This is a genomic window from Micrococcaceae bacterium Sec5.1, assembly GCA_039636795.1.
In the GTDB taxonomy this organism is placed as follows: Bacteria; Actinomycetota; Actinomycetes; order Actinomycetales; family Micrococcaceae; genus Arthrobacter.
The window spans coordinates 641,871-666,525 of sequence record CP143430.1 but is presented as its reverse complement, the minus strand read 5'-3'; the positions used below and the strand labels follow the sequence as shown (position 1 = coordinate 666,525).

The window sequence follows — 24,655 nt, the reverse complement described above, 5'->3', positions numbered from 1 at the left end:
CGGGCTCCGGACTTCCCGACTTCCCCAACGAAGGACCAAGGCACAGTGCGAACTACGAACAGCACCTTGACCGGTCAAACCGCGATGGGAGAATGGCTCGTTCATCCGGTCGGCGCCCCACTGTTCGTGGAACTGCTGGCACAGCATGGCCTCGAAGCCTTGCAGCTGGGCCTGGATCTGGGCCGTCCGCTGATTGAACTTGTGCAGCTGACGAACAGCAAAATTTCTGCGTCGGCTATAGATGACCTGCTCCAGGCTGCCACTGAAAAGTTGGTAGCCGAAAGTTTTGGCACCCCAGGTGAAGAAGGTGTCTTCCTTCCCGTTCCGGTAGGCAGGGAAATGACCTTGGACGAGATCCAGATACGGGACCCATTCATCCTCAGCGACAGCACAACCTCCACCTACTACCTCTACGGAAGTACGGACAAGAACGTGTGGTCCGGCCCCGGCACGGGCTTTGACACCTATCGAAGCAGGGATCTGGTCTACTGGGAAGGTCCCTTTGCAGCATTCCGGCCGCCTTCGGCTTTTTGGAGTCGGGGCATGTACTGGGCACCTGAGGTCCATGAATACCAGGACCACTGGTACATGTTCGCCACGTTCACTGCCCTGAACGGCCATCGGGGAACACAAGTTCTTAGAGCGGACCACCCTCTCGGCCCATTTGAGCCATGGAGTGATGGCCCGGTTACGCCGCATAAATGGCAGTGCCTTGATGGAACTTTTTTCCTTGACACTGGTCAGCCTTGGATCGTCTACTGTCACGAATGGACTCAAATCCATGACGGGGCAATGTACGCCCAGCGTCTCAGTGCTGACTTAAGGTGCCCGGAGGGCGCACCGGTGTTCCTGTTCAGTGCATCGGACGCTAACTGGTCAAGGCCCATGCAAGGCCTCTCCCCCAGTTTCAACTTTCCCGCTCACGTCACCGACGGACCATCTCTTTTCCGATTGAACAACGGGCACCTGATGATGTTGTGGTCAAGCTTCGGGGAGCATGGTTACGCCATGGGCATCGCCCACTCCACATCGGGGAATATCGAGGGCCCATGGATACAGGAACAAGACGCTCTGTGGTCCGCTGATGGGGGTCACGGCATGATTTTCAGGCCCCACGACGGCGGGCTGGCCCTAACCCTGCATCAACCCAACAACACGCCCGATGAGAGGGCAACCATCTGGATGCTGGCTGAGCATGAAGGAACAGTGTCACTCGAAAAGCGTCGATAACATACCTGCCATCAGGACTGACAGCTCCCGGCGAAAACGACACTCTTCCATTCCGGGCTGCCTGCTTTTGCCGCTGCCGAGCAAGTGGTCACCGACCATTGTCGAAGGTTTCCCTGAGGTCTAAAATGATAGATGGAAAATATTTCCAATTAATAAAATAGGGCGTTTTGGGGGCGCGTAGACCAAGGGACAAAGAGGTGCCATGTCTTTACCTACTTCAGTCGGGCCGGTAGGTCCACAAGCAATTGCCAAGCAGTTCGTCACAAAGGCCAGGCTGCTGCGACTCATCGCAGCTCTCGGAGCTGTTGCGGTTGGAAGCGGCCTGCTGACCGCGGCACCAGCGTCAGCCGCACCAGAAACATGCCAGTACCTGAGCACAAATCCCGTCGGGGACGTCGAGCCACCTCTTGGCGTGGACGGAACCTGCATCGATCCGGATTACAACGAGAGCACGTTGGTGATCGACAGCAGCCAGCAGCTTGTCTATACCGATACCAGCGGGAGGGCGATTCCTTACACGGAGGTGAAAAGCCACTTTCCCGCCACCCATACCCCGGCCACACTCCCCCCAGGTGTGTACACCAGTGCCACGCTCAACCAGCACGACGTTGTATGGAGATTTCCTTCCAGGGAATTTTGGCGGAACCGTTCCTTCCAGCAGACCTATCCTGTTCCGGGCACCGGCCCCCTCGACCTTAACGAGGTCGACCTTGGTTTTGCTTTTTCCAATGGAGCCTTCACCGTGAAAGTCAACCCAGGGAATCCGAACGGTGGCTATCGCGTGAACGCGGCTGCGACCAAGCTGGCCAAAAATTATGCCAACCAGCTCTACGGGAACACCAATCCCATCAACAGCTACCTTTGGGGCCAGAGCGGCGGATCTGTGCAGGCCTTGGGCGCCGCTGAGGGCACGACCGGGGTATGGGCTGGGGTCGTTCCATGCGTTATCGCCACCAACGGTCTGATCATGCACTCCTTCCAATGGCAGGCCCTGTATGCGCTGGCGGTTCCTCTGGAAAAGCGCTCAGAAGTTCGTCAGGCAGCTGAAGTCGGAAGTGGCCGCAGCATCTACGACGGGCTCGATAGCGAGCAGCGCTCTGTACTCGACGAACTTCTCCAAAGCGGCTTTCCGCGCGCGGGCTTGGGGACGGCCCTGACCGCCGATCTCCCGACCGGAGATGAAGTACCTGTCGGCGATGCCACCGTCGGCACAGTCGTTGGGCCATTTCCAGGGGTTGCAGGTCCCAGCTTGGTTTATGGTCCGGGCGCAGGAAACATCCGTGCGCTCGACCCGACATACGAAGACGATTTCTGGTCGAAGTCCGGGTATGCCGGCGCCACTCCCCCAAACTATCTGCAGGCTGCCAAGGTAGACGGATATGCGACAATCACGGACATAGTTCGAGACGCGCAGGGCGTGCCCACCGCGCTCAAATTCGATCCCGCAACGGTTCCGGCCCTCGGATCCATAGGTGCCCGAAACCTGGACTATTACGTCTACGACGCCGAGGGAAAGACGCGCACCATTGACAGAACCGACCCGGCCAAACCTGTCTTCTCACTGACGGGAACTTTGGACACGACAACGAGCACTCTGGCACTGGCAGTCAACCCCAACGTGCTTTCCGCAACCGCGCCGAACAGCCCCGTACTGCTCAACGCCCTGCATGTGGGCGACAAGATCCGGATCAACAACAGGTTCTTCTTGGCACAGGTGTACTACCCGCGTTACTCAATACTGAACAACGGCAATCCTGCCTACAACCAGTACAAGGACACCGGTGGGAAACCGATATATCCCCAGCGGGCCGTCCAGATTGCCTCTCTAAGCAACGCGGGTGCCATGGGAGGGATAACCGAGACCGGCAACATTAAGACCAAGGTAATGGTCATGGAGAATTTGGAGGACGCGAATTCTTTCCCATACGTCGCCGGATTCTACAACCAGCAAGTGCAGAAGACCCTCGGCAAGCGGAAGGCTGACGAGATGTTCCGCGTCTACTACCAGGAACACGCAGGGCACTCCAATGGCGGCTTGGTACAGGGCATCTTCAACCAGATGGTCCTGGACCTGGTCGACTGGGCGGAAAAAGGCATTGTGCCCAAACCTTCGTCGAGCTACACCATCGATCCGATGAATCAGATCGTCCAGCCACTCAATGCCGTTGACCGCAAGGGCCTGCAACCGGTGATTCATCTCTCGGCCAACGGAGGAGACCGTGCCGATGTAGGCCTCCTTCAGCCAGTGAACCTCTCGGCCACCATGGAGATGCCTCCCACCACCGGCAAAATCCTCCAGTACAACTGGACCATCGAGCGCCAAGGCGTCCCCGCAGTGAACGAACCGGCAACAGTGCTGGCCAATCCAAATGAAAAGGTCATCGTCAGCCGGCCCATGACCTTTTCCATACCGGGGGAATACGTCATCAGCCTGAACACCACCGGTGACCGCAACGGAACCTCGGGAACGAGTACACCGCTGCAAAATCTCGACCGCGTCCGCGTGGTCGTGCGCTAACCGCACGGCGGGCGTTCGGTTAACCGGACGCCCGCCAAACGTTCAATCTCTTGGCCTAAGACGAGTAATTCCAATGATTTAGGGAGATTTGCCTCGCCCGTTGGTGTCAGTTATGCCATATCCCGGCGCCGAATACGAGGCGTTTTGAAGTCGCGGCCGGCACCGCCGTTGTCGCCAAGGATGACTTGCCCGGCGTGGTTCAGACGGAAAGACTCCCGGCGCAAACGGCGCCGGGAGTCTGCTCTGTAATAAGCCTGATCTGGACCTGCTCATGTATAAACGGCATCCTTTAGCTGGCAGAAAGAACAGGCCCTGGGTGCGCGAGCAGCTGATGCCACCTGAGCTGAGCAGGAAATCGATACATTCCTGTACGCCATCAGCACCAAATTACCGGTGCACCCTCGGACCAGCCACGAGGGTGATAAATCCCGCTGCAGGTCCTGTTTAGGAAGCTCCAGGCCCACTGCCGTGATTCTGTGACGCCCTTAATTCAAGACCATCGTGACTGGAGATCAGCCGCCTTCCGCCTCCGCAGTCCATCCAAAGCCAAACAGCGGACCCATCTGGCATGCTCGCATCAACAATGCCGCTTCCTACTACCCGCCCGTCCTCCACGATTTCGGCCCGGGTTCCAAGGCTCAGAGATTCCACGGGAGACGGCGTGGCGGCATGCACCTCGCCTGGAGCCTCGCCCGGCGTCGCAGTGGGGCCAGAATCGGTCAGAGTGGCGACGCCACCGGCGCAGGAACGGTTTGGTTTGGCGCGCTTTCCAAGCCTGAGCTTAACCGCCTCTTCTGAACGCTGGAAGTCCAAATCAGCGATAGCCCGTTCGACCCTCTCCAAGGTAGAGGCCGCGACCTTGTAGGGATGGTTCAGCACATTGGAAACGGTCGAGATTCCTACACCAGCGGCATAGGCGACATCGGACATCCTGGCCTGAAATTTCATTTCGCTCCCCCTGCTGGCTTGGTCAGGTTGGCACTTTTCTGCTCGGCCCACCGGGCGGGCTGTCCCTCCTTAAGCGCTTGCACGAAGAAATCGAGCGAGCGGCTGACTTCGTCTATGGAAGGGCCCTGGTTGAGATGACCGTGCGGCATTCCTGCGGCCAGGTAGGTTTCGACCGGTACGCCTGCTTCGGAAAGTTGTGTGACGATGAGTTCGGCGGACGGTCGCAGATCGTCGAGTTCCGAAACCAGGACTCTTGTACGGGGCAGCCCGCTGAGATCGGCAGCACCCGGCATCGCTTCAAGCGGCAAGTCGGAGATCCGGCCGACGTAGTTCCGAACCATGGCTGCGATCGATTCAGGAGTGAACCGCATTAGGGCAGGCAACCTCTGCATTTCCAAGGCCGTAGCATCATCCAGAGCTGGGACGGGGAAATGAAGGAAGGGGTATGCGAGCAGCAGCTCGGAAGGCTGGACCGAACCCAATCGCCGGAGCCTCAAGGCAGTAGACAGCGCGATGGCCGCTCCCGCGCTTGCACCGCCCAACGCTATTGGCCCGAGGCCGGCTTCTGGCAGTCCATTCAGCCAGGACCACACCACTTCAGCATCGTCGACCGGCGCCGGGTAGTGGATGCCGTTCTTGGCAAGGCGGTAGTCAACGGAGACGACGAACGCATTAGCCCTGTAGGCAATTTCGGCAGAGACCATGTGGGCTTCAGGCATGTCCAGATCCCCATAGGCGAATCCACCTCCGTGCAACCACATCACACATGAACGAATTGGCCCTCGCGGACGATAGATGCGAACAGGTATTTGCCCTTCCCTGCCGGGAACAGTGGTGTCCTGGACCTCAATGTCCGGAACTGCCCATTCCCTGGCTGCCACAAAATGCTCAGCCAGGCGTGAGGGCACGGCGGGATCGGCCGCTTCCTCAGGTGCCAGCCCCCGCAAAAATTCGACCCCCGAAGTGAAGTAAGGATCAAGTGGCATGAAATCGCTCCTGTCTAATTCCTAGCAATGGTCAATAATTCGTGCTCAAAGGCTCGGCTGCTTGAGCTGCTCCACAGCGTGCTCTATGTCTATCCGCAGGCTGGCAAAGAGTCCGCCCGCCCGTTGCCGTATGGAGGCTCGGCTATTCCAGAGTTTTCGCTAATGCCCGGATGACTGACTGCCCTCGTTCGAAGTCGCCCATGCGGTTTGTTACATAGGCGAAGCCGATTTTTGCCGTTGGGTCGGCAAAAGCGGTTTGACCACCTGCTCCGTCATGACCGAATGATTTGGGGGAAAGGTATCTTTGCCAATCCGAGGGAATCATGACGCCTGCCCCCCAGGCCTGATAAGGCGGGTCGCCGAGGAAGTATGGAGGTCCTTCGCTCCTCGGGGCGCTGAGGTCACGTACCGTTTCATGGTTGATCAGGCGGACTCCGTCTGTTTCCGTTACGGTCGCGGACCAGATCTTTGCCAGGCCGCGGGCAGTGGATATGCCGCCGGCCCCCGGCAGTTCGAGCTTATGGACCTCTGGCCGGTTGTATTGGTTCGGGCCTATTGGGCCGTTAAGATTCGCCGCGCGTTCTATCCAGTACGTGTCGTGGCGCTGTTGATCCGTGAGGGCGGACGTGTCCGGTTCGTCCTGTGGATCTTCGATGAGATGGCTTACGCGTTCCTCTTCAGATTTCGGAAGACCTATCCAGGTATCAGCGTCCAGTGGCCGGGCAATCAGCTCAGTAAAGGTCTTTCCTATAGACTGTCCGGCTGCGAGCAGCGCCATCTTCGCGGTGAGTGCACCGTGGCTCACGGTGTGGTACTGATGATTCTTGCCCGGGCTCCACAGCGGCTTCTGGGCTGCAAGAATGTCCGCAAGAGCCAGACTGTCCCAAGCGACATGCGGCGGAACATCCTCCCGCGTCGCGGAAAGCCCAGCCCGGTGCCCCAAGGCGTCTCCAATGCTGACACGCTCTTTGCCATGGAGTGCAAACTCCGGCCACAGCTGCGCCACGGGGGTTTCGAGCGAAGGAATCTGCCCGCGTTCAATCAGCATTCCGATCAGGATGGACGCAAGGCCCTTGGTGCAAGAGAAAACTACCGACAGCGTTTCAGGAGCGAATTCGCGGCCGGTGCGATAATCAGCAACTCCGCCCCAGAGTTCTACTACCTGCCGGCCGTCTTTCCAGATGGATAATCCGGCGCCGCTTCGCTCGTCGTCCCGTACCGTGGCGAAAAACGCGTCGGCCACTGTCTCGTAGCCCAAGTCCACAATGCCCGTTTGCTCTGTCATGGGTTACCCTCCACTAGCCGCCTACCCGCCGTGGTCACCCTCCCTGACCGGTCAACCCGCGCATGAAAGGCAATCCTCGGTAGCCGACAATTTCAATTAATTGGAATCCCCGGCAAGTCGTTCTCAAAAGGATCCTGGAAGCACCGATCGGGCCACGCATATGCGGAGCCCGATCGGCGGTTTAGTTATTTCTTGTATACAGAATCCAGCTTTTCAGCGACTTGGCGCGGCGTGCTTTCACCGAGGATCAGCGACTGAATGGTCTGATTAAGTTGGGCCTGGACTTCGGCCTGTACGCTGCCCAGCGGCTGGTAGGCGCCGCGTTTGATGAGGTCAGCGAACGCGGTGAGCTCTTTCGGGGCTTTGTAGGCATCGTTCGGGAGCACGGGCACAGAGGCAAAGCCGTTGGCGTAGGTTACTGATGGCTGAGCCTCGCCCATGAAGGCGAGGAACGCCTGTGCGGCCGTGGGGTTCTTCGCCTTGGCGTTGACGGTATTGACAAAGCCTGGCAGCGCGACAACTTTCGTGTCCGCAGCATTATTCGTCGCCGGCATAGGCGCCACTTCGAAGCTGCTGCCGGGCGCTTTTTTCTGTATCGGTGCCATTGCCGCACCGACGTCGACTGTGGCAAGCGCGGCGCCCTTTGCCACTTCTTCACCGGCCTGGTCGCGGGAGCGGCCGAGCGCGCCGTCACCGAAGCAGCCCTGGTCGCCCATTTTCTTGTAAATTTCGAACTGCTTGACCCATACGGAATCAGCGTACTTTGTCTTCCCGGCGGCCATGTCGGCATCAAACTTTGCGGGGTCTGGTTCGAGAGTCCCGAGCTGGCTGTAGGTCAACATCTGCGGACCGGCAGGATCTCCGAGGCCAAGCGAGTAGGCGTAGACACCTTCGCCCTTCGCGGCCGTGCAGAGTTGATAGACCTCGTCCAGGGTCGTCGGGATCTTCAAGCCGAGCTCGTCGAGTTTGCTCTTGTTGAAGACTGCAGCGAGCGGCTGAAGAGCTCCGGGGTAGGCATAGGTTTTGTCTTCGTAGTTAACTGCTTGCTTCCAGGCATCCGGGACATCCTTCGTCCAGGGCGCTTCGAGTGGGGCGATGCGCCCGGAGGCGGCCAGCGAGGCGACGGTGTCGGCGGCATCATTTTTGTTGCCGCCTGGGAACGAAGTCAGGATGTCAGGGGCCGTGCCGCCCTGTAGCTGTGTCATCGCGAGAGCGCCGATGTCGCCACCTTGGTAGTCGAACTTCACGTCAACCTTGGGATACTTCTTCTTGAAGTCCGCTGCGATCTGTTCATAGGTATCCTTGAAAATCGATGAGAACAGACCGGTCAGGGTGCCGCTGGGCTCACCGCCGCTGGCCTGGTTATTTGTGCCGGGGTTAGCGGAGCCCCCGCCGACGCATCCTGCAAGGCTGATTGCCGTGAGGGTAGCTATGGCGGCGGTCACGATTCGGTTGTGGATCTTCATCGATCGTTCTCTTCCTGTGAAGTGGGTGTTGTGACTAGTGGTGCAGTGATTGGTGGAACGACCCGGTGATAGCACCGGATTTCATGCGCTTGCGGGCTGGGGATCATCCCTTCAGCCCACCAGCGAATCCCTGGATTACGTACCGCTGGAATAGCAGGTAGAGCGTCAGAACTGGGACCATCGAGATCAGCAAGGACGCGAAAATGAGTGGCCAGTTCGTGGTGTATTGCCCGACGAACTGGAAAATCGCCATGGGAATGGTCACCTGACCGCTGCCCGAGAGGTAGATCAGGGGCGTGAAGAAGTCGTTCCACACTCCAACGCTGTTGAGGATGACACAGGTGCCCAGGGCCGGGCGAAGCAGCGGGACGACCACGTGCCAGAAGGCCATCAGCGGACTGCACCCGTCGATCTGGGCGGCTTCCTCATAATCAAGTGGGACGCCTGCCCTTAAGAACGTGGTTATCAGGAAGACTGTAAACGGCAACTGCACGCCGCTGTAGACGATGACGAGTGCCCATACCGTGCCGAGAAGTCCCAAATCCCGCATCTGGATATAGAGAGGTATGAGCGCCAGCTGGAAAGGCAGCAGTAAGCCGATCATGAAGAAGTAGAAAGTTCCGGTTGAGAGGCGAGAGGTTGACCGGGCCAGCGGGTAGGACGCCATCGTACCGATCACGAGCACCACGAGGCACGAGATCGACGTGACGATCAGGCTGGTGACGATTGATCCCGGCAGTGGCGAAGTGGTCCAGGCGGTGATGAAGTTCTCGAACGTGGGGCGGGAACTCGGGATGACTGGCGGTGTTAGGTCGTCAGTGGGCCGGATCGACAGGTTGATGAGGACGTAGACCGGGAGAAGGAAAAGGAGCGTCGACCCGTAGGCGGTGAGGTTGGCACCGAAACGGCTCCAAAGGCCTGTTGTTTTCATGAATTGCGCTCCTGGCGACGTAGGACCGAGAACTGAATGATGGAGAGGATCGCGATGCCGACCGCGAGGAGAAGGGCGAGAGCGGCCGAACGCCCGTAGTCGGCGTACTGGGAGAAATAGGCGTAAATGAGCGTCGCGATGGTCTGCGTCTGATTACCGGGGCCGCCGTTGGTAAGCGCAAAGATCTGGTCAAAAATCTTCAATCCGCCGATGAGTCCGAGCATGAGGTTGATGGTGATAGCAGGGGCGAGCAGGGGACGGACGACAAACCAGAACCTCTTCCAATACCCTGCGCCGTCAAGGGCAGCTGCCTCCTCGAGTTCAGATGGCACGCCTTGGAGTCCAGCCAGGTAGATCACCATGTTGCCACCGATCGACTGCCAAAGAATGGTGACGATGATGATAACCATTGCCGTCGTTGGATTACCGAGAAAGTCGACGGGCCCCTGACCGAGAGCAGCCAGGACCTGGTTGACTCCACCTACACCAGGTGGGCCGAATATGTACTTGAACAGGTAACCAACAACCAGCGACGAGACGACCATGGGGGCGAAAACGATGGTGCGCAGCACGTTGCGTCCGAACACCCGCCCGTTGAACAGAAGCGCGAGGGCTAAACCGATGACGTTCTGTCCAACCACGACGACGAAGGCCAACTGGAGGGTGCGGAACACCGCGGGGCCTGCGTCCGAGTTGAAAATGCGGGTGAAGTTTTCAAGTCCCGTAAAATTCGGTGCGCCCACGGTCGCGAACGACCAGTCAGTGAAAGCGGCTTGGAGACCCTGAACGGTAGGCACAACAACCACGTAGAGGTAAACAGCCGCGCCGGGCAGAATCAACCACCAAAGGTCGCGTCCCACAGAACGAACACGGCTGCGCTTGCGAGCAGACTTCGCTAGTTCCTTAGCCACAGGGGGCACCCCGCTACGTGTGGGAACTTCGACACCACTGGACGACATGACACTCCTTCGTGCTCCTGTGCGATCTCGCACAAGCTGCCGGGTTACGAGCTTCGGCGTAGCTTTGGCGATTCGCGTAAAAAAGCTATGTTTCGCGGATTTCTAAATTAAGTGGAACGTATCAATTACTTGCAATGACTTGCCCGAACCAAGGGGTAGGTGTTGCCACCGGGGCTCCCCGCTGCTTCAGGTTTAGTTTACAACAGTTCCGCTTATTGGAGTATAGTTCCAACCAGCTGAAAATGACCACCCCGCGCGAGTACTTTTTTCAGGCAGCCGACGCTCAGACAGGGTGCAAGCCTGCGCGCAGCCACCGCTTCCCCATGGACAAGCCGGTGGCGCAATTGGGCGTCCGAACCGGGCGCCCCAGGGGCGGCTAATCCATACCATGCAGGTAGTCTCCTTCCTTCCGCCGCGAAAGATGCGCCACGACGACCCCCATACCCCCCAGGACGGACCTTCGTCGACTTCGAAGCACTCGGATGGCAGGATCGGCAGGATGGGTGGCAGGCTCTCAGTCTGTTAATACGTGGCGCGGCCGCCCGAGATGTCGTAGACAGCCCCCGTTGAAAAGCTGCACTTGTCAGAAGCCAGCCAGGCTACTAGTTCAGCTACCTCTTCGGGCCGGCCCACGCGGTTCATGGGTATCAGGCTGGTAATGTGCTCAAGGACGGCGGGGGCCGTTGACGAGTTCATCGGGGTCGCAACGACCGCCGGCGCGATGGCATTGACCAGTACGCCGCGTTTGGCCAGGTCTTTGCCCATGGTCTTGGTCAACCCTATTACTGCGGCCTTCGTAGCCGAGTACGCCACCATGTTTGGGTTGCCGTCTTTCCCTGCCATGCTGGCGAAGTTAACAATTCGTCCCCACCCCTTCTCTGCCATGGCGGGGGCGAATGCCCGGCAGAGGTTAAACGTGCCGTCCACGTTAACGGCGAAGGTGCGTTTCCAGTCCTCATCGCTTACTTCCCAGAAGGGCTTGTTTGGGCCCACGATGCCGGCGCTGTTGATGAGTATGTCCACAGGCCCGATGGCATCTGCGGCATGTCCAACCGCTGCGGAATCGGCGATGTCCAGAACGACGTCGGCTCCCTCACAGATGTCGACAGTAATGATCTCGATGCCGTCGGCTGCCAGGCGTTCTGCGCAGGCTGCGCCGAGGCCGCTGATGCCTCCTGTAATGACCGCTTTGCGCGCCATGATTTGTCCTTTGTCTGGACCCTCTGCCCGGGCAGGGATCACTTGGTTGTTGTTTTTGAGGTTGTTGATGCCAAAAGTTCGAGTATGTGGCGGTATTCGTGCCCCGTAGCCCGGGTCATGCCCATCTCGCAGGTTCTGTTGACAGATGCATAGGCATCAAAAGGGCGTGCATTGACCGAGCGCGCTTCCCTTGCGGTCGCGGAGGCTGTGAGTTCAGGACGGAGCATTCCCCTGTCCCCGGCAAAGGCGCAGCAGCCCCAGTCTTCGGAAATGACTACTTCGTCAGCCACTACTGCTGCCACACGGGCCAAGGCAGGGTTAAGGCCCATTCGTGTCGAGGAGCACGTCGGGTGTAATGACAGGCTGGCGAAGGGGCTGCCCTTTGGCAAATGCGCGAGCACGTGTTCATCGACGAAGGCAACCGCATCCAGGGTGCGCAGGCGGGGCTCTTCTCCCACGACGGCCAGGAGCCTTTCGAGCCCCTCGGTGCAGGATGCCGCGTCACACACGATGGGCAATTCCCCGTTGCGGGTTGCCTCGAGCAGCACCGGCAACACTTTTCTGCGCATCACGTCGTATCCGTCTGTCATGCCCTTGGACTTCCAGGGCGTGCCGCAGCATAAGTCAGTAATTCCCGCCGGAACCGTGACTTCAACCCCTGCACGGCTGCACAGCTCCAGGAATGCAGATGCCACTCCTTGGCTTCCGGATGCTGGACCAAACATGGTGCTGATGCATGCCGCCAGGTAGACCGCCTTCGGTTCCGTTGCAGCCAGAGGGCGGCGAACAGAACCGCCGGCGGGCAGGTCCGCGTCCCACCTCGGTATCTGCTCGCGGCCGACGACGATCCTTGCTGCTTCGGAAGCCCCCGTTACCAACGGCGGCGGGAGATGTTTGACTGCTGTCAGAGCCAAGCCGCCAAGTTTGGAAACAGCCCCCCAATTCCCGGCAGCCGCCTTCCAAGCTGTCTGCTCAACGCGGGAACGGCTTTCGGAGCGCAGGCGTTTAACCAGCTCGCCTGTGTCGATGAGAACGGGGCAGGCGGTCTGGCACATGCCATCCACAGCGCAGGTATCGATGCCGTCGTACTCATATTCCTTTTCCAGCTGTGCTTTCAGCTGGCTTTGGCCTTGTAGTTCTGCACGGGCAATTTCGCGGCGCAGAACTATCCGTTGTCGTGGTGTAAGAGTTATGTCTTTGCTGGGACAAACGGGCTCGCAGTAACCACACTCGACACAGCGGTCCACTTCTTTTTCCACCGGCGGGGAGGTCTTTAGATGCGAGAGGTGGAACGTCGGGTCATCATTAAGAAGAATGCCCGGGTTCAGGATTCCTTCTGGGTCAAACAGGCTTTTGATGTCCCGCATGAATTGATACAGCTGGTCCCCATACTGACGGCGCACGAAAGGAGCCATGATCCGGCCCGTTCCGTGTTCGGCCTTTAAAGTTCCCCCGTTGGACAGCACCAGGTCAACCATTTCCTCGGTGAAGTCGGCGTATCGCTGAAGGGTTGAACCTTCGCCGTGCTCTTCGAGCCTTTCATTGAGCAGGAAGTGGATGTTGCCGTCCTTTGCGTGCCCGAAGATCACGGCGCTGTCGTAGCCGTACTTTTCGAAGAGCGCCACCAGCCCTTGACAGGTAGGCAGAAGTTTGGCCACTGGGACGGCGATGTCCTCCAACAGCGCTGTGGTTCCTGATGGCCGGTTTCCAGCCACGCTCGCGTACAGGCCTTTACGGATATTCCACAGAGCGGCACGTCGCTGGGAGTCAGTCGTCAGCCGGGCCGGGATTTCCAAGGGAAGGGCCGCAAGTACGGCTTCGCTGCCGATGATCGCTTCTTGGAGTTCCGCCGGACTTTCCTCCTGGAACTCGACCAGCAAGGCGGCATGACCTTGTACCCGGAGGTCCCGGAGCTCTTCATCTGCTCCCTGGTCCTGCTGGGCTACCAGCAGTGATGTGGAGTCAAGCAATTCGATGGTGGCGAAGCCAGACTCGACCAATGCCGGGAGCGAGGCGGTAGCGTCTGCCAAACTTCGGAAATACAGCAGGCCCGTGGCTGTGTGCGGCTTCAGGGCAATGGTGCGGAACGTCGCTTCTGCGATGAAGGCGAGGGTCCCTTCACTTCCCACTGCCAGATGCAGGAGGATGTCCACCGGGTCATCAAAGTCCAGGAATGAATTCATCCCATATCCCATGGTGTTCTTGATGGCGTAGAGCTCTTCGATCCGCCTGACATGGCCAGGGTCGCTTCTGATCTGGTCCCGCAGGCGCAAAAGGCCGGAGTGAAGTTCAGGTTCTGCATCCTGGAGCGCCATGCCGGCGTCAGGAGCCGCCGTATCCACGACCGTCCCGCTCGCCAGCACCAGGACTGCGGAGTCCAGAGTGTGGTAGGTGTTGTTCTCGGTTCCGCAGGCCATGCCGCTGGAATTGTTGGCCACAATACCGCCAACGGTGCACGCAGACTCGCTGGCTGGGTCTGGTCCCAACTTCCGTCCATGGACGGCGAGCCTGGCGTTCACCTGCCGCACGGTCGCACCGGGTTCGCACCTGATCCTCGCGCCGCCTTCGAGGACCGAGAGACCGCGGAAGTTACTCCGGGTGTCGACAAGGACGCCGTCGGTTGAGGACTGGCCGCTAAGGCTGGTGCCGCCTGACCTGAAAGTCAGTGGCACGCCGTGGTGCAACGAGGCTTTAAACAGGTCTCCGACCTCGCGGGCGGATGTGGGTGTGACCACGGCAAGCGGTGTCAGAAGGTAATGCGACGCATCATGTGCATAAGCCAGCCGGTCCGATATCCGTGCACGCACCTTTCCCTGGACCGCCTGATTCAACGATTCCATCAAGGCCCGGTTCGCCCTGGACGGGGGTTCCAGCACCGACTTAGTGGGATTCACGGGACACCTCCGGGCCGGATGCGCCAGTCAGGAAATCAAGGTCGACGCCGGTGTCAGCCTGAAGAACGTGATCCACATAGAGCCGTTCCCAGCCACGAACGGGTTTGGCGTAACCCTCCGCTGCGGCATCGCTAGGGCGGCGCTCTGCCAGTTCTTTCGGCTCGGCTTCAATGTCCAAAGTCCGGTTCACGACGTCAAGACGGATCATGTCACCCGTCCGCACGATGGCCAGCGGGCCACCGGCAGCGGCCTCCGGTGTCACGTGCAGCACAACAGTCCCGTAGGCGGTTCCACTCATCCGGCCATCACAGATCCGGACCATGTCCCGAACGCCCTTCGCCAGCAGCTTCTTGGGCAGCGGCATGTTGGAAACTTCAGGCATTCCCGGATAGCCCTTTGGACCGCAACCGCGCAGGATCAACACGGAGTTCTCGTCAACGTCAAGATCCGGGTCATCGATGCGGGCATGCAAGTCTTCAATGCTGTCGAACACAACTGCAGGCCCACGGTGCTCAAGCAGATGCGGCGAGGCGGCAGCTGGTTTGATAAGAGCACCGCCCGGGGCGAGGTTGCCTCGAAGGATGGCGATGCCAGCCTCCGACAACAGCGGGTTCTCCCTTGGGCGAATGACCTCTTCGTCCCAAATCCTGGCATCATCAAGGTAACTGACCAGCGGTTCTCCCGTAACAGTCAGCGCTTCAGGGTGCAGCAGGTCCTTAACCTCCCGCAAGACGGAAAGGAATCCGCCGGCGCGGTGCAGGTCATCCATCAGATAGCGTCCAGACGGCTGCAGGTTAACCAGCAAAGGAACTGAGGAGCCGACACGGTCGAAATCATCAATGGACAATTCAACTCCCAGCCTTCCGGCAATCGCCAATAAGTGCACGACGGCGTTGGTGGAACCGCCAATGGCGGCAAGTGCCACGATTGCGTTCAGGAATGACTCCCTCGTCAGCAGTTCCTGCGGAGTGCGTCCATGGGCGACCATTTCCACAATCAACCGGCCGGTTTCATGGGACCCGGACAGCAGATTGCTGTCCACCGCCGGAGTTCCGGCCAGGCCGGGAAGTACCATTCCCAGCGCCTCAGCCACCAGCGCCATCGTGGAGGCAGTACCCATGGTGTTGCAGTGTCCTCGGCTTCTGATCATGGAGGACTCGGACTTCATAAAGTCCCTATTGGAAAGTTCACCGCCACGGACTTCCTCGCTGAGACGCCAAACGTCCGTGCCGCAACCCAAGGCCTGTCCCCGGAACGTGCCCGTGGCCATCGGCCCCCCGGGTACGACCACAGCCGGGATCCCTACCGAAGCGGCTGCCATAAGCAGCGCAGGGATGGTCTTGTCACAGCCGCCCAGGAGTACAACCCCGTCAACGGGGTTGGCCCGAAGCATCTCTTCGGTGGCCATCGCTGACATGTTCCGCCACAGCATGGCAGTTGGCCGGACCTGGGTCTCACCCAGGGACACAACAGGCATGTTGAGGGGAACGCCGCCGGCTTCCCAAATTCCCATCTTTACGTGCTGTGCCACTTCATCCAGATGTGCGTTGCAAGGAGTTAGATCCGACGCCGTATTGGCGATGGCAATTTGAGGTTTTCCCTCAAACGAATCTTCAGGGGTTCCTCTTCGCATCCAAGCGCGGTGGATATAAGCATTCCGGTCATTGCCGGCGTACCACTGGGAGGTGCGGAGCTCGCCCATGAGCCTACTTTCCACTTGATGGATCTGCGTTCAACTAGTCTGAATACTAGAGACTAGTCTTCGTGACGGCAACCCACACCCTCAGCTTTCCAATTGGTGGATCATCAGTCTAATATTTTGAATAAGAGCCAGGGCGGGCCTGCCTCTTAGAGCAGAGAGGACGCCCATGGGAGAAGAGAAGCGGCTCGTAGGGTCCGATAGGGTACTGGCTGTGCTCCTTGAGCTGGGGAACCACCCTCACGGGATAAGTCTGGAAAACCTGTCGCGTCTCATCGACAGCCCCAAGCCAACCATCCACAGGGCGCTCGCATCCCTCCGCCGCAGTGGCCTGGCTACACAGGATTTCCACGGCCATTACCTCTTGGGCGACGAATTTCTGCGGATTGCGTTCACTCATCACGAGGCACGCCCTGATCATCTGCGCGCCCAACCCATTCTGCAGCAGCTCTCGGACCGCTTCGGCGAGACCGTTCATTATGCCGTCCTGGAAGGACGGGACGTTGTATACCGCTCAAAGGTGGACCCGCCAAGCGGCGCAATGAAACTGACTTCAGTCGTGGGAGGCCGCAATCCGGCACATGCAACCGGAGTCGGAAAACTGCTGCTGGCTTATGCCCTTCCGGACGTCGATTCCATTACACAATGGATAGGTGACCGCCCCTTGGCTAAGCCGACGCGCAAGACACTGGCAACGCCGACGGAACTGCACGCAGCCTTCAAGCAGATTCGTGAGCAGGGCTACGCCGTGGATGATCAGGAAAACGAACCGGGGCTGAACTGCATAGCACTGGCCGCGCATTTTTCGTCACCGACGAGGCCAAGCGGTGCCATCAGTATCAGCGCTCTCGCTCACCGGACACCCTTGAAGCGTCTTGTGGATGATATTGATGCCATCCGGGCGATTGTTTCCGGCAGATCGCAGACCGGCACCGCCGCCTAATAACTGAACCAGCCCCAATTCGCCCCACTAAACCAGGAGTTTGTTGACATGTTCCTCATGCGCATCGGCCCGGCCGGCCGAGAGAAACCCGTTGTCCGCGTCGATGAGAAAACTTATGTAGATGTCTCTGATGTCGTTGATGATTTCAACGAGGAGTTCTTCGGTCAGAACAGGCTGCCCGAGTTGGCCCGCCTCGTCGCCGACAGGACAGCAGCCGGCACTATTGCTGCGTTCGACGGGGAAAGAATTGGGTCCCCCATCGCCCGCCCGCATCAAATCCTCTGCATCGGCCTGAATTACAGCGATCATGCAGCCGAAACTGGCCAGGCAGTTCCCGCCGAGCCCATCCTGTTTACCAAGTCACCCAATACGTTGGTGGGACCCTACGATGATGTCCGGATTCCGCGGGGTTCGACCAAACCTGATTGGGAAGTGGAGCTGGGGATCGTCATCGGCCAGCGCACGAGCTATCTCGACTCAGTCGAAGACGCCGCGAACGCTATCGCCGGCTACGTCCTGGTGAACGACGTCAGTGAGCGTGCGTTTCAGATGGAACGCGGCGGTCAATGGGCAAAGGGGAAGTCCGCAGAGACATTCAATCCTTGCGGCCCTTGGCTAGCCACGGCAGACGAGATCCACGACGTGAAGAATCTGGACATGTGGCTGGACATCAACGGAATTCGCCGCCAGACCGGATCAACATCCACCATGATTTTCGATCCGCACTTCATCGTGCATCACCTCAGCCAATTCATGGTGCTCGAGCCTGGAGACCTTATTAATACCGGCACTCCGCCAGGTGTGGGCATGGGCTTCACGCCACCGGTCTGGCTCCAGCCCAATGATGTCATGGAGCTCGGTATCAGTCAGCTTGGACAGCAACGCCAGCAAGTCATCGGCGCACGCTGACAATGCGGGCATTTATCGTCACCGGGCCAGGTGAAGCTGAAGTCCAAGACGTTGCACCGCCCAAGGCCCGGCCGGGCCAGGTCGTTGTTGATGTCAGCCGTGTCGGAGTTTGCGGCACCGACATCGAGCTCTTCACCGGCGAAATGGCCTATCTCAAAGAGGGCTTCGCAGCCTACCCCATCCAGCTGGGCCATGAGTGGTGCGGAACCATCTCTGCAGTGGGTGACGGGGTAAGTAAACAACTCCTAGCCCAAAGAACCACCGGCGATACCATGCTTGGCTGCGGTTCCTGCCACAGATGCCTGACGGGACGCCATCACGTCTGCGACCTCCGGTACGAGGTAGGAGTCCGGAACGGATGGCCGGGAGCCTTGGCGGAACAGCTTGTAGTCCCTGCCAGCTCCCTGCATCTGTTGCCTGATTCTGTTGACGACGTGTCCGGGGCAATGGTCGAACCAGGCGGGAACGCACTGCGTGCAGTCCAGGCTGCCAACCTTCAGCCCGGCGACCGCGTGCTTGTCACCGGCGCCGGCACCATTGGCCTCCTGGCCGCGATGTTTGCCAAGACGGAGAAGGCAGAAGTTCACCTTCTGGGGCGGTCTGCATCATCACTCGAATTCGCCAGGACCTTCGGCTTCGCCGGAGTCTGGTCAGGAGAGAACCTTCCCGCCCTGCCCTTCGATGCGGTCATCGACGCCTCCAATGCGCCCTCACTCCCCGCTGCGGCGTTGAGGCTCGTTGAACCGGGCAAGCGCGTGGTTTACGTGGGTTTGTCCGGCACCCCAAGCCTCATCGACACCCGGGACCTGGCACTGAAGGACGTCACCGCCGTCGGAATTCTTGGGGCATCCGGCGGTCTTGCAGAAACTATCCAGCGATTCGCTGACGGCTCTGTTGACCCCCGGCCGCTGGTGCACTCCACAGTCGGACTTGAAGGGCTCGCCGATGCCTTCGCCGGCAAGAAGACTCCCCAGGCGGGCCCCGGCCCCAAACTCCAGGTCGATCCACGCCTCCCCTAGCAGAGGCGCCAGTGCCAAGCGCTAAGAAGGAAACCATGACACTATACGCGCGCGCAGCGACCGCAAGCCGGGACCTTCTCGGGGAAGGTGTCCTGTGGGACGAGCGCACCCAGGAAATCGTGTGGGTGGACATCCTCAACGGAAAAATTAACCGGGGGATGCTTTCGAATGATGAAGTCATAGTGACGTCATCACTAACCTTAGGCGGCTTCGTGGGGGCCGTAGCCCTGTCCGAGGACGGCGGTATGCTTGCTGCCGGAACGCGTTCATTGGTGTCAATTTCACCTGAGGGAGAAGTTTCGACCGGACCCGATCTTTTCGGTGACCGAACTGACGTCCGCTGGAACGACGGCGCGGTAGATCCTCAAGGCCGATTCATTATCGGCTCCCTGTCCCTAAACCATCCGGGAAAAAAGGAAATTCTTCTCCGGATTGAGCCCGATGGCCGAAGCCAGGTTCTTCGATCGCGTATCTCCCTGTCCAACGGAATAGGGTTCTCCCCTGACGGCGGAACCGTTTATCACGTTGACAGCCTCGTCGGAACGGTCAGCTCGCATTCCTACGGGCCAGGCGATTTTGACCAGGAGGAAGCATGGACCGAGGTAATTACTGGTTTTGAGGGCACTCCCGATGGGCTGACAGTTGATGACCACGGCAACCTTTGGATTGCCGAGTGGGGCGCCGGCGTCGTGCGTCAATACACGGCGGACGGCACCGTCCTTCAAACGGTGAATGTCAACGCCCCTCAGACGACGTGTCCGGCCTTCGTCGGAGCGGACCTGGATGTTCTTGCCATCACGTCAGCAACCACGGGGCTGGCCCATCCCGAGCGGGATGAATCCGGCTTCCTGCACGTGGCCCGCCCCGACGCCACGGGCTGCCAGACACCCCGATGGGAAGGGTCGACACGTTCCCCGTACTGGAGCTCTCAACAATCCTCAGCTGCAGCCAGTGTGCCTCCGGGACATTCCTAGGCCGCGGGGATCGCCTGTGTCTCGGCGATGATTGCCCGGATTGTCGGAACCTCATCGATCAATTTTTCGAGCGGAAGGCGGAAAGCGAGAGCACTTACGCTGACTGCACCAATTTGGGGGGTTCCCAGGTCGGCCAGTACTGCGACGCAGTTCAACCCGATCTCATTTTCCTGATCGTCTATGGCATAGCCTCGGTCGCGGGTCGCTTCCAGCTCCGCCCAGAGTGCAGGAATTGTCGTGATGGAGTTGGGCGTTCGCGCTTCCAGTGGCTGCCCTCCCAGCCAGTCGACCAGTTCAGCCTCGCTATTGAGCTCGCGGCTGAGAAGCATCTTTCCCACCGCCGTTCGATGGGCTGGATTACGTCCCCCCACTTCTGAAGTCAGGCGGACAGAACCCACAGGTGGGTCAACTTTGGCACGATAGACGACCTCGGTTCCTGCCAGGACTGCATAATGGGCTGTCTCCCCATACTGCTGGGCCAGCTTTTGGAGAGCAGGTTCGATCCGTATCGCATCCGGTTTGGCAGAGTGGTGGCGGAAGGCCAAGCGGATAAACTCATCCCCCAACACGTAGACACCACGGGATACCTGCTCTGCCAGATGCGCGCGGCGAAGGGCGGAGAGCGCTCTATGAACGGTTGGTTTTGAACTCTGCAGCCGATTGGCCATTTCGTCCAATGTAACCCCTTGAGGATGGCCTGCCAGATCGATGAGTACGGCAAGCACCCGGTCAGCACCAACCAGCTTCTCATCCTCGTTTTGTTCGCTCATTTCAGCTCTCCATGCCTTTTGTCGTTTATTGGAACAGTTTACCGCCCCTTCGTTCCGGGAGGAGGCGGTGAACGGGGGTGAAGATTCCAATTATAGGAACTTTATTCCAAATATATTGACCGGGGCCGAGCCTGCCCCTTAAAGTAACTTCGGCGACTGTGCCTAGCGACAGGGAAACCTTATGTATTACGGCGGAGTCTACAACCCTGAGCAATGGCCAGAGGAAGTCTGGAAAGAAGACGTACGACTCATGCGTGAGGCCAGGGCAATCGCATGCGTCGGTCAGGGGCCCGTTCGGCACTCTCCGCGGAGAGTACTTTTGCGAGGAGCTGCGTGTTCTAGGTGCGGACGTTATCGGCACCTTTACCGATGGCCGTCTGAAGGGAGCGCCAGCAGTAACCCAGCAGGCACAGGCACCGGTCGAGGAACTTACTTGGCAACCATCCCGGATGACGCAGGGATGCTCTCGGTCACGTCCTGGGCCTTGGCGGAGGCTGGGGTGCATCCGGAGTTGAGTGATCTGTCTCCCTGGGTTGAAGTAGCACGGCGCGGCGTATCCGTCCTGGCCGTCCCATTCCACATGAGGGTGCCGATCGGAGCGTGGGTAACGGGTCATGGACTGGGTTTTCGCGCGTCCACTAGTGGGTCATAGTGGGTTAGCTTCAAACTAATGGTTGAAATGAGACTGCTACCTGGTCCGAGGATGTGGGGCCCGAGACCGACGGGCGGGTGGCCTGAAGGATGTGAGGCGGGTTCGATTCCTACCCCGTCAACGCGCCCGTACCAAGGGCTGCCGGACACGTGTTGTCGTTCCTGCCAAACATAGGCATGCGGCAGCACTGAAGCATCCCAGGCCAGCTCAAGCGTCTGGCGCAGAAGCGGCAGGGCGACTACACATCGCCCGCCGCTCCTGTCGATGTCCGAAAACCCTGACTCGTGCGAAGGCAGTACTGGCGTGGGTCGATGACTTGAAGTCGCCCCAAATCGGAGTTCCTGGCCGCTTAGATATTTTCCATTCAGGACGGGGTGTTCCACCCAGCCAAATCGCACCGGAGTATCAACCAGGTTCTTTACCTCCTGCCTCACGGATACGGTTGATGCATCGATCCGGATTGTCCGGGTTAGCCGCAGAGGTACGGATTCCAGGTCCACCGTCGCCTGAATCTCGGTTCCGTCAGATGTGAGGGACCAACGTCTTCGGGGTGCCTCTCCGTGGAATGGGTGCGTGACACCGTCGACCACTAGCGGCTCCCCGGCGTGAGGGATCATAACGTGCCAACCGCTTGCGAACCGGCGGAGCCACTTTTCTTCCTTGCGGTCCTCGTCGGCGTCGGCTTCTGGGGCACCCGTCCGATCCGCCAGTGCGAGCAATTCGAGACCTGATTGCCGGTGAAAGATGGAGGAAATGCGGGCCCCGACATCCTCGACGCGTACCTTGAGGGCATCGCTATGTAGTTCGAAGGTCCGAGGCGTTGGCGTTGCACTCTGCATAAATCTTTCCTTCCGACATGTCTGGGTAGTTGCCCTCGACCCGGCATTCGTCCCACCATCAAGGCCACTAGCCGCGCACCCTGGCGAGTCATCGCGTATTCCGATAAACGAAACCTTCTTCCAAATACATTGACGATAGTACCTGAACTGGTTAAGGTCGTCCTGAGGTGCCACACCTACGTTATTGCGGAATGACGTTCCTGCGAACGCCCGCGAAACGGCACCACCCTGAATCTTCGGGACGCAACCACCAATGAAGCTGGAGAAGCTATGAAGCCACTCATCACTGCCGCCCTGACAGGCGCCCTGGTTCTAGGCGCCGCCGCACCGCTGGCCACCGCGGCCGAGCCTGTCGTGCAGTGCTCAGCAAGTAGGCCAGGAGGCCCGTTTGCCGTCGACGCTACATGCGTCGACCCCACTTACAGCACTCCCGTCATCGACAAGAGAACAAGTAGCGATGGCCTGCTACTGGTCGAGGGACATTTCGAGGGACCGGGTACAACGTTCAAGATCTTCCTGCCTCCGAAACGTCAGTGGGAGGGGCGGTTCTTTCAGTTCACTTATCCCATTAACGGCCAAGAACCCGCCGACAACGTTCAATTCGGCGCCGCCCACGGCGGCTACACCGTCCAGACTGACGGGGCGCTCGGCTACCGGCACAGTGCAGCAGCGGCCAAGTTTGCCAGAACAGTGGCAGCAGAGTATTACGGCGTGAAGTCCGAGAGTATCTACGGGTATCTCTATGGATGGAGCGGCGGTTCCTACCAAACGGTCGGCGCCATCGAGAATACCCGCAACGTTTGGCAGGGTGCTGTTCCCATTGTTCAGGGCATCCCGACATCATCGGCAGCAAACTTCACCAGCAGGGCATTCGCGGCCTTCGTTCTTCAGGACAAAAAGGACCAGATTGTTGACGCTCTCCGCCCGGGTGGCAGCGGGGACCCCTACGCAGGACTGGATGCGGTCCAGAAAGCTGCGCTCGAAGAAGTTACGAGACTGGGTCTTCCCTTGGAGTCGTGGGAAGACTTCGACTATGTCGCTAATCCCGGCGGCCTCCCCTCGACCGCGGCCTTCATTCAAGGCTTCGACAATTCTTACGTCGAAGACTTCTGGACGAAGCCCGGCTACCTCGGGACGGAGGATTCCTCGCTCGGAGAGCTTTTCCGCGCCGCTCTCGCCCAAGATCCGACCCGTCGGAGTCAGCTCGCTCTCATTGCCAACCACCGCTACACTCTTCCTGCACAGGAGAGCGCCATCCCAGGGTTTGATCAGTATCGGAATCCCGACGGCGCCCCCTTGTATCCCCAGCGAGCATTCTCTCCGGGCCCTTTCCTTGCGAACCTTGTGACAGGCGGTGCCTCGTTCAGCGGGAAAATTACTGGAAAGGTCATCGCCCTCGACTCGACCCTCGACTCGGACGCCTTCCCGGTACATGCTGATTGGTACGCAAACCGCGTGGCAGCGGCCATGGGCAGTGCAGCTAAAGATTCATATCGTCTCTGGTACACCGATAACGCCGATCACGGTCCGTTCAACAGGGCTGGACAGGCCACCCGCCTGGTCGGCTATATGCCAGTCATCTATCAGGCGCTCGAAGACGTCTCGGCTTGGGCCGAGAAAGGCATCGCACCCCCGCGCTCAACCCAGTATCAGGTCACCGCGGATAACCAGATCGGGCTCCCGGACAACGCGGCTGTCCGTGCTGGTATTCAGCCTGTCGTAGAACTTTCGGGACGTGGGGGCAGTGATCGCATTGAGGTCACCCAAGGTTCCGAATTCGACCTCCAGGCGAAGATCCAAGTGCCCCAGCACGCCGGAAAGATTGTGTCTGTCGAGTGGGACTTTGACGGAGACGGCACCTTTGAGCCAGCACCATTTGAGGCAAACAAGGACACCTTAGTAGTGCGCTCGACCCATATGTTCAACACAACGGGAACTTACTTTCCAAGTATCCGCGTCGGCTCACAGCGTGAAGGGGACGCAACGGACAAATTCGACGTCATTCAGAACGTAGACCGAGTGAGGGTCGTCGTCACCCCGGCACGCTGAAACGTAACACTTGGAGGTTACTGAAATAGGCAGAGAAGGGGCCGCGGCCGGGCTCGTGGGACCGATTGGGGCTGATCCCGCGGGGATGCAATGCGGGTAGGTAGAGGCGCTGGGCGGAGAGTAGTCAGCTCCGGGCAGCGCCTCTGCTCTTCTTGGTCATTTGTCTGGTACCGGTAAAGGCCACATGAGCCGTGCCGGGCGGCGCCCCGGACGGATTGACTGCCAGTGGCGGAGCGTCGACTTGTATGACTTCCAGTCGGAACGATCCGTTGCCCGCTGTGAGAAGCACCGCTCTAACGTTCACATCGGGACGTCCGAAGAGTTCGCCCATATATAGTCCTGACGTCCACTCTTCCACGCGGCCGCGCTCGGATGAAACCCCTG

17 protein-coding genes are annotated in these 24,655 nt (G+C 59.3%); 7 read left to right on the top strand and 10 right to left on the bottom strand.

Annotated elements, in window-relative coordinates:
* The first annotated feature begins 45 nt into the window (after window positions 1-45).
* Window positions 46-1,230, top strand: coding sequence for a glycoside hydrolase family 43 protein (locus tag VUN82_03310; protein XAS72903.1), 1,185 nt, complete (start codon window positions 46-48; stop codon window positions 1,228-1,230).
* Window positions 1,231-1,432: 202 nt separating this feature from the next.
* Window positions 1,433-3,748 carry a hypothetical protein gene (locus tag VUN82_03305; protein ID XAS72902.1) on the top strand — a complete coding sequence of 772 codons (2,316 nt, stop codon included), beginning with the start codon at window positions 1,433-1,435 and terminating at the stop codon, window positions 3,746-3,748.
* 444 nt (window positions 3,749-4,192) lie between these two features.
* Here the strand turns inward: VUN82_03305 and VUN82_03300 are convergent, their stop codons facing one another.
* The 9 genes from VUN82_03300 to VUN82_03260 all read right to left on the bottom strand — a co-directional run bounded on the left by VUN82_03300 (window position 4,193) and on the right by VUN82_03260 (window position 16,119).
* Entirely contained in the window at window positions 4,193-4,696 is a 504-nt protein-coding gene (locus tag VUN82_03300) for a LacI family DNA-binding transcriptional regulator (GenBank protein ID XAS72901.1), read from the bottom strand.
* Window positions 4,693-5,682, bottom strand: a complete 990-nt coding sequence (locus VUN82_03295) for an alpha/beta hydrolase fold domain-containing protein (protein ID XAS72900.1) — start codon at window positions 5,680-5,682, stop codon at window positions 4,693-4,695. Before VUN82_03295 ends, VUN82_03300 begins: the two co-directional genes overlap by 4 nt.
* 142 nt (window positions 5,683-5,824) lie before the next feature.
* The gene (locus VUN82_03290; GenBank protein XAS72899.1) at window positions 5,825-6,967 is read right to left on the bottom strand and encodes a serine hydrolase domain-containing protein; all 1,143 of its coding nucleotides are present in this window, start codon (window positions 6,965-6,967) and stop codon (window positions 5,825-5,827) included.
* Between the two features lie 185 nt (window positions 6,968-7,152).
* On the bottom strand, window positions 7,153-8,433 hold the full coding sequence (locus VUN82_03285) for an extracellular solute-binding protein (GenBank protein XAS72898.1): 1,281 nt from the start codon (window positions 8,431-8,433) through the stop codon (window positions 7,153-7,155).
* Window positions 8,434-8,536: 103 nt separating this feature from the next.
* Entirely contained in the window at window positions 8,537-9,364 is an 828-nt protein-coding gene (locus VUN82_03280; protein ID XAS72897.1) for a carbohydrate ABC transporter permease, read from the bottom strand.
* Complete coding sequence (locus VUN82_03275; protein ID XAS72896.1) at window positions 9,361-10,323, bottom strand: sugar ABC transporter permease; 963 nt, start codon at window positions 10,321-10,323, stop codon at window positions 9,361-9,363. The genes VUN82_03280 and VUN82_03275 overlap by 4 nt, the downstream gene beginning before the upstream one ends.
* 522 nt (window positions 10,324-10,845) lie before the next feature.
* A complete protein-coding gene (locus VUN82_03270) occupies window positions 10,846-11,523 on the bottom strand; it encodes an SDR family NAD(P)-dependent oxidoreductase (GenBank protein XAS72895.1) in 678 nt (225 codons plus the stop codon).
* Between the two features lie 38 nt (window positions 11,524-11,561).
* Window positions 11,562-14,363, bottom strand: a complete 2,802-nt coding sequence (locus tag VUN82_03265) for an FAD-binding and (Fe-S)-binding domain-containing protein (GenBank protein ID XAS74591.1) — start codon at window positions 14,361-14,363, stop codon at window positions 11,562-11,564.
* 40 nt (window positions 14,364-14,403) lie between these two features.
* Window positions 14,404-16,119, bottom strand: a complete 1,716-nt coding sequence (locus VUN82_03260) for an IlvD/Edd family dehydratase (protein ID XAS72894.1) — start codon at window positions 16,117-16,119, stop codon at window positions 14,404-14,406.
* A 166-nt stretch (window positions 16,120-16,285) separates the two neighbouring features.
* On the opposite strand from VUN82_03260, the gene VUN82_03255 reads away from it, so the two are divergent.
* The 4 genes from VUN82_03255 to VUN82_03240 are packed head-to-tail and all read left to right on the top strand — an operon-like array spanning window position 16,286 to window position 19,961.
* Window positions 16,286-17,059 (top strand): IclR family transcriptional regulator, encoded by a 774-nt coding sequence (locus VUN82_03255; protein ID XAS72893.1) that lies wholly within the window; start codon window positions 16,286-16,288, stop codon window positions 17,057-17,059.
* A gap of 48 nt (window positions 17,060-17,107) precedes the next feature.
* Window positions 17,108-17,968 (top strand): fumarylacetoacetate hydrolase family protein, encoded by an 861-nt coding sequence (locus VUN82_03250; GenBank protein XAS72892.1) that lies wholly within the window; start codon window positions 17,108-17,110, stop codon window positions 17,966-17,968.
* A 2-nt stretch (window positions 17,969-17,970) separates the two neighbouring features.
* Window positions 17,971-18,987, top strand: a complete 1,017-nt coding sequence (locus tag VUN82_03245) for an alcohol dehydrogenase catalytic domain-containing protein (protein ID XAS72891.1) — start codon at window positions 17,971-17,973, stop codon at window positions 18,985-18,987.
* 35 nt (window positions 18,988-19,022) lie between these two features.
* Window positions 19,023-19,961: an SMP-30/gluconolactonase/LRE family protein gene (locus VUN82_03240; protein ID XAS72890.1), complete on the top strand. Its 939-nt coding sequence runs from the start codon at window positions 19,023-19,025 to the stop codon at window positions 19,959-19,961.
* On the opposite strand, the gene VUN82_03235 is transcribed toward VUN82_03240, so the two are convergent.
* Complete coding sequence (locus tag VUN82_03235; protein XAS72889.1) at window positions 19,958-20,731, bottom strand: IclR family transcriptional regulator; 774 nt, start codon at window positions 20,729-20,731, stop codon at window positions 19,958-19,960. The genes VUN82_03240 and VUN82_03235 overlap by 4 nt on opposite strands.
* A 1,761-nt stretch (window positions 20,732-22,492) precedes the next feature.
* On the opposite strand from VUN82_03235, the gene VUN82_03230 reads away from it, so the two are divergent.
* A complete protein-coding gene (locus tag VUN82_03230; protein XAS72888.1) occupies window positions 22,493-24,271 on the top strand; it encodes a hypothetical protein in 1,779 nt (592 codons plus the stop codon).
* Window positions 24,272-24,655 lie beyond the last annotated feature (384 nt).

Excerpts from the sequence above, each read along its gene's own strand:
- VUN82_03305 (XAS72902.1), top strand. The coding sequence starts at position 1,433 with ATGTCTTTACCTACTTCAGTCGGGCCGGTAGGTCCACAAGCAATTGCC.
- VUN82_03300 (XAS72901.1), bottom strand. The coding sequence starts at position 4,696 with ATGAAATTTCAGGCCAGGATGTCCGATGTCGCCTATGCCGCTGGTGTA.
- VUN82_03295 (XAS72900.1), bottom strand. The coding sequence starts at position 5,682 with ATGCCACTTGATCCTTACTTCACTTCGGGGGTCGAATTTTTGCGGGGG.
- VUN82_03290 (XAS72899.1), bottom strand. The coding sequence starts at position 6,967 with ATGACAGAGCAAACGGGCATTGTGGACTTGGGCTACGAGACAGTGGCC.
- VUN82_03285 (XAS72898.1), bottom strand. The coding sequence starts at position 8,433 with ATGAAGATCCACAACCGAATCGTGACCGCCGCCATAGCTACCCTCACG.
- VUN82_03280 (XAS72897.1), bottom strand. The coding sequence starts at position 9,364 with ATGAAAACAACAGGCCTTTGGAGCCGTTTCGGTGCCAACCTCACCGCC.
- VUN82_03275 (XAS72896.1), bottom strand. The coding sequence starts at position 10,323 with ATGTCGTCCAGTGGTGTCGAAGTTCCCACACGTAGCGGGGTGCCCCCT.
- VUN82_03270 (XAS72895.1), bottom strand. The coding sequence starts at position 11,523 with ATGGCGCGCAAAGCGGTCATTACAGGAGGCATCAGCGGCCTCGGCGCA.
- VUN82_03265 (XAS74591.1), bottom strand. The coding sequence starts at position 14,363 with ATGGAATCGTTGAATCAGGCGGTCCAGGGAAAGGTGCGTGCACGGATA.
- VUN82_03260 (XAS72894.1), bottom strand. The coding sequence starts at position 16,119 with ATGGGCGAGCTCCGCACCTCCCAGTGGTACGCCGGCAATGACCGGAAT.
- VUN82_03255 (XAS72893.1), top strand. The coding sequence starts at position 16,286 with ATGGGAGAAGAGAAGCGGCTCGTAGGGTCCGATAGGGTACTGGCTGTG.
- VUN82_03250 (XAS72892.1), top strand. The coding sequence starts at position 17,108 with ATGTTCCTCATGCGCATCGGCCCGGCCGGCCGAGAGAAACCCGTTGTC.
- VUN82_03245 (XAS72891.1), top strand. The coding sequence starts at position 17,971 with ATGCGGGCATTTATCGTCACCGGGCCAGGTGAAGCTGAAGTCCAAGAC.
- VUN82_03240 (XAS72890.1), top strand. The coding sequence starts at position 19,023 with ATGACACTATACGCGCGCGCAGCGACCGCAAGCCGGGACCTTCTCGGG.
- VUN82_03235 (XAS72889.1), bottom strand. The coding sequence starts at position 20,731 with ATGAGCGAACAAAACGAGGATGAGAAGCTGGTTGGTGCTGACCGGGTG.
- VUN82_03230 (XAS72888.1), top strand. The coding sequence starts at position 22,493 with ATGAAGCCACTCATCACTGCCGCCCTGACAGGCGCCCTGGTTCTAGGC.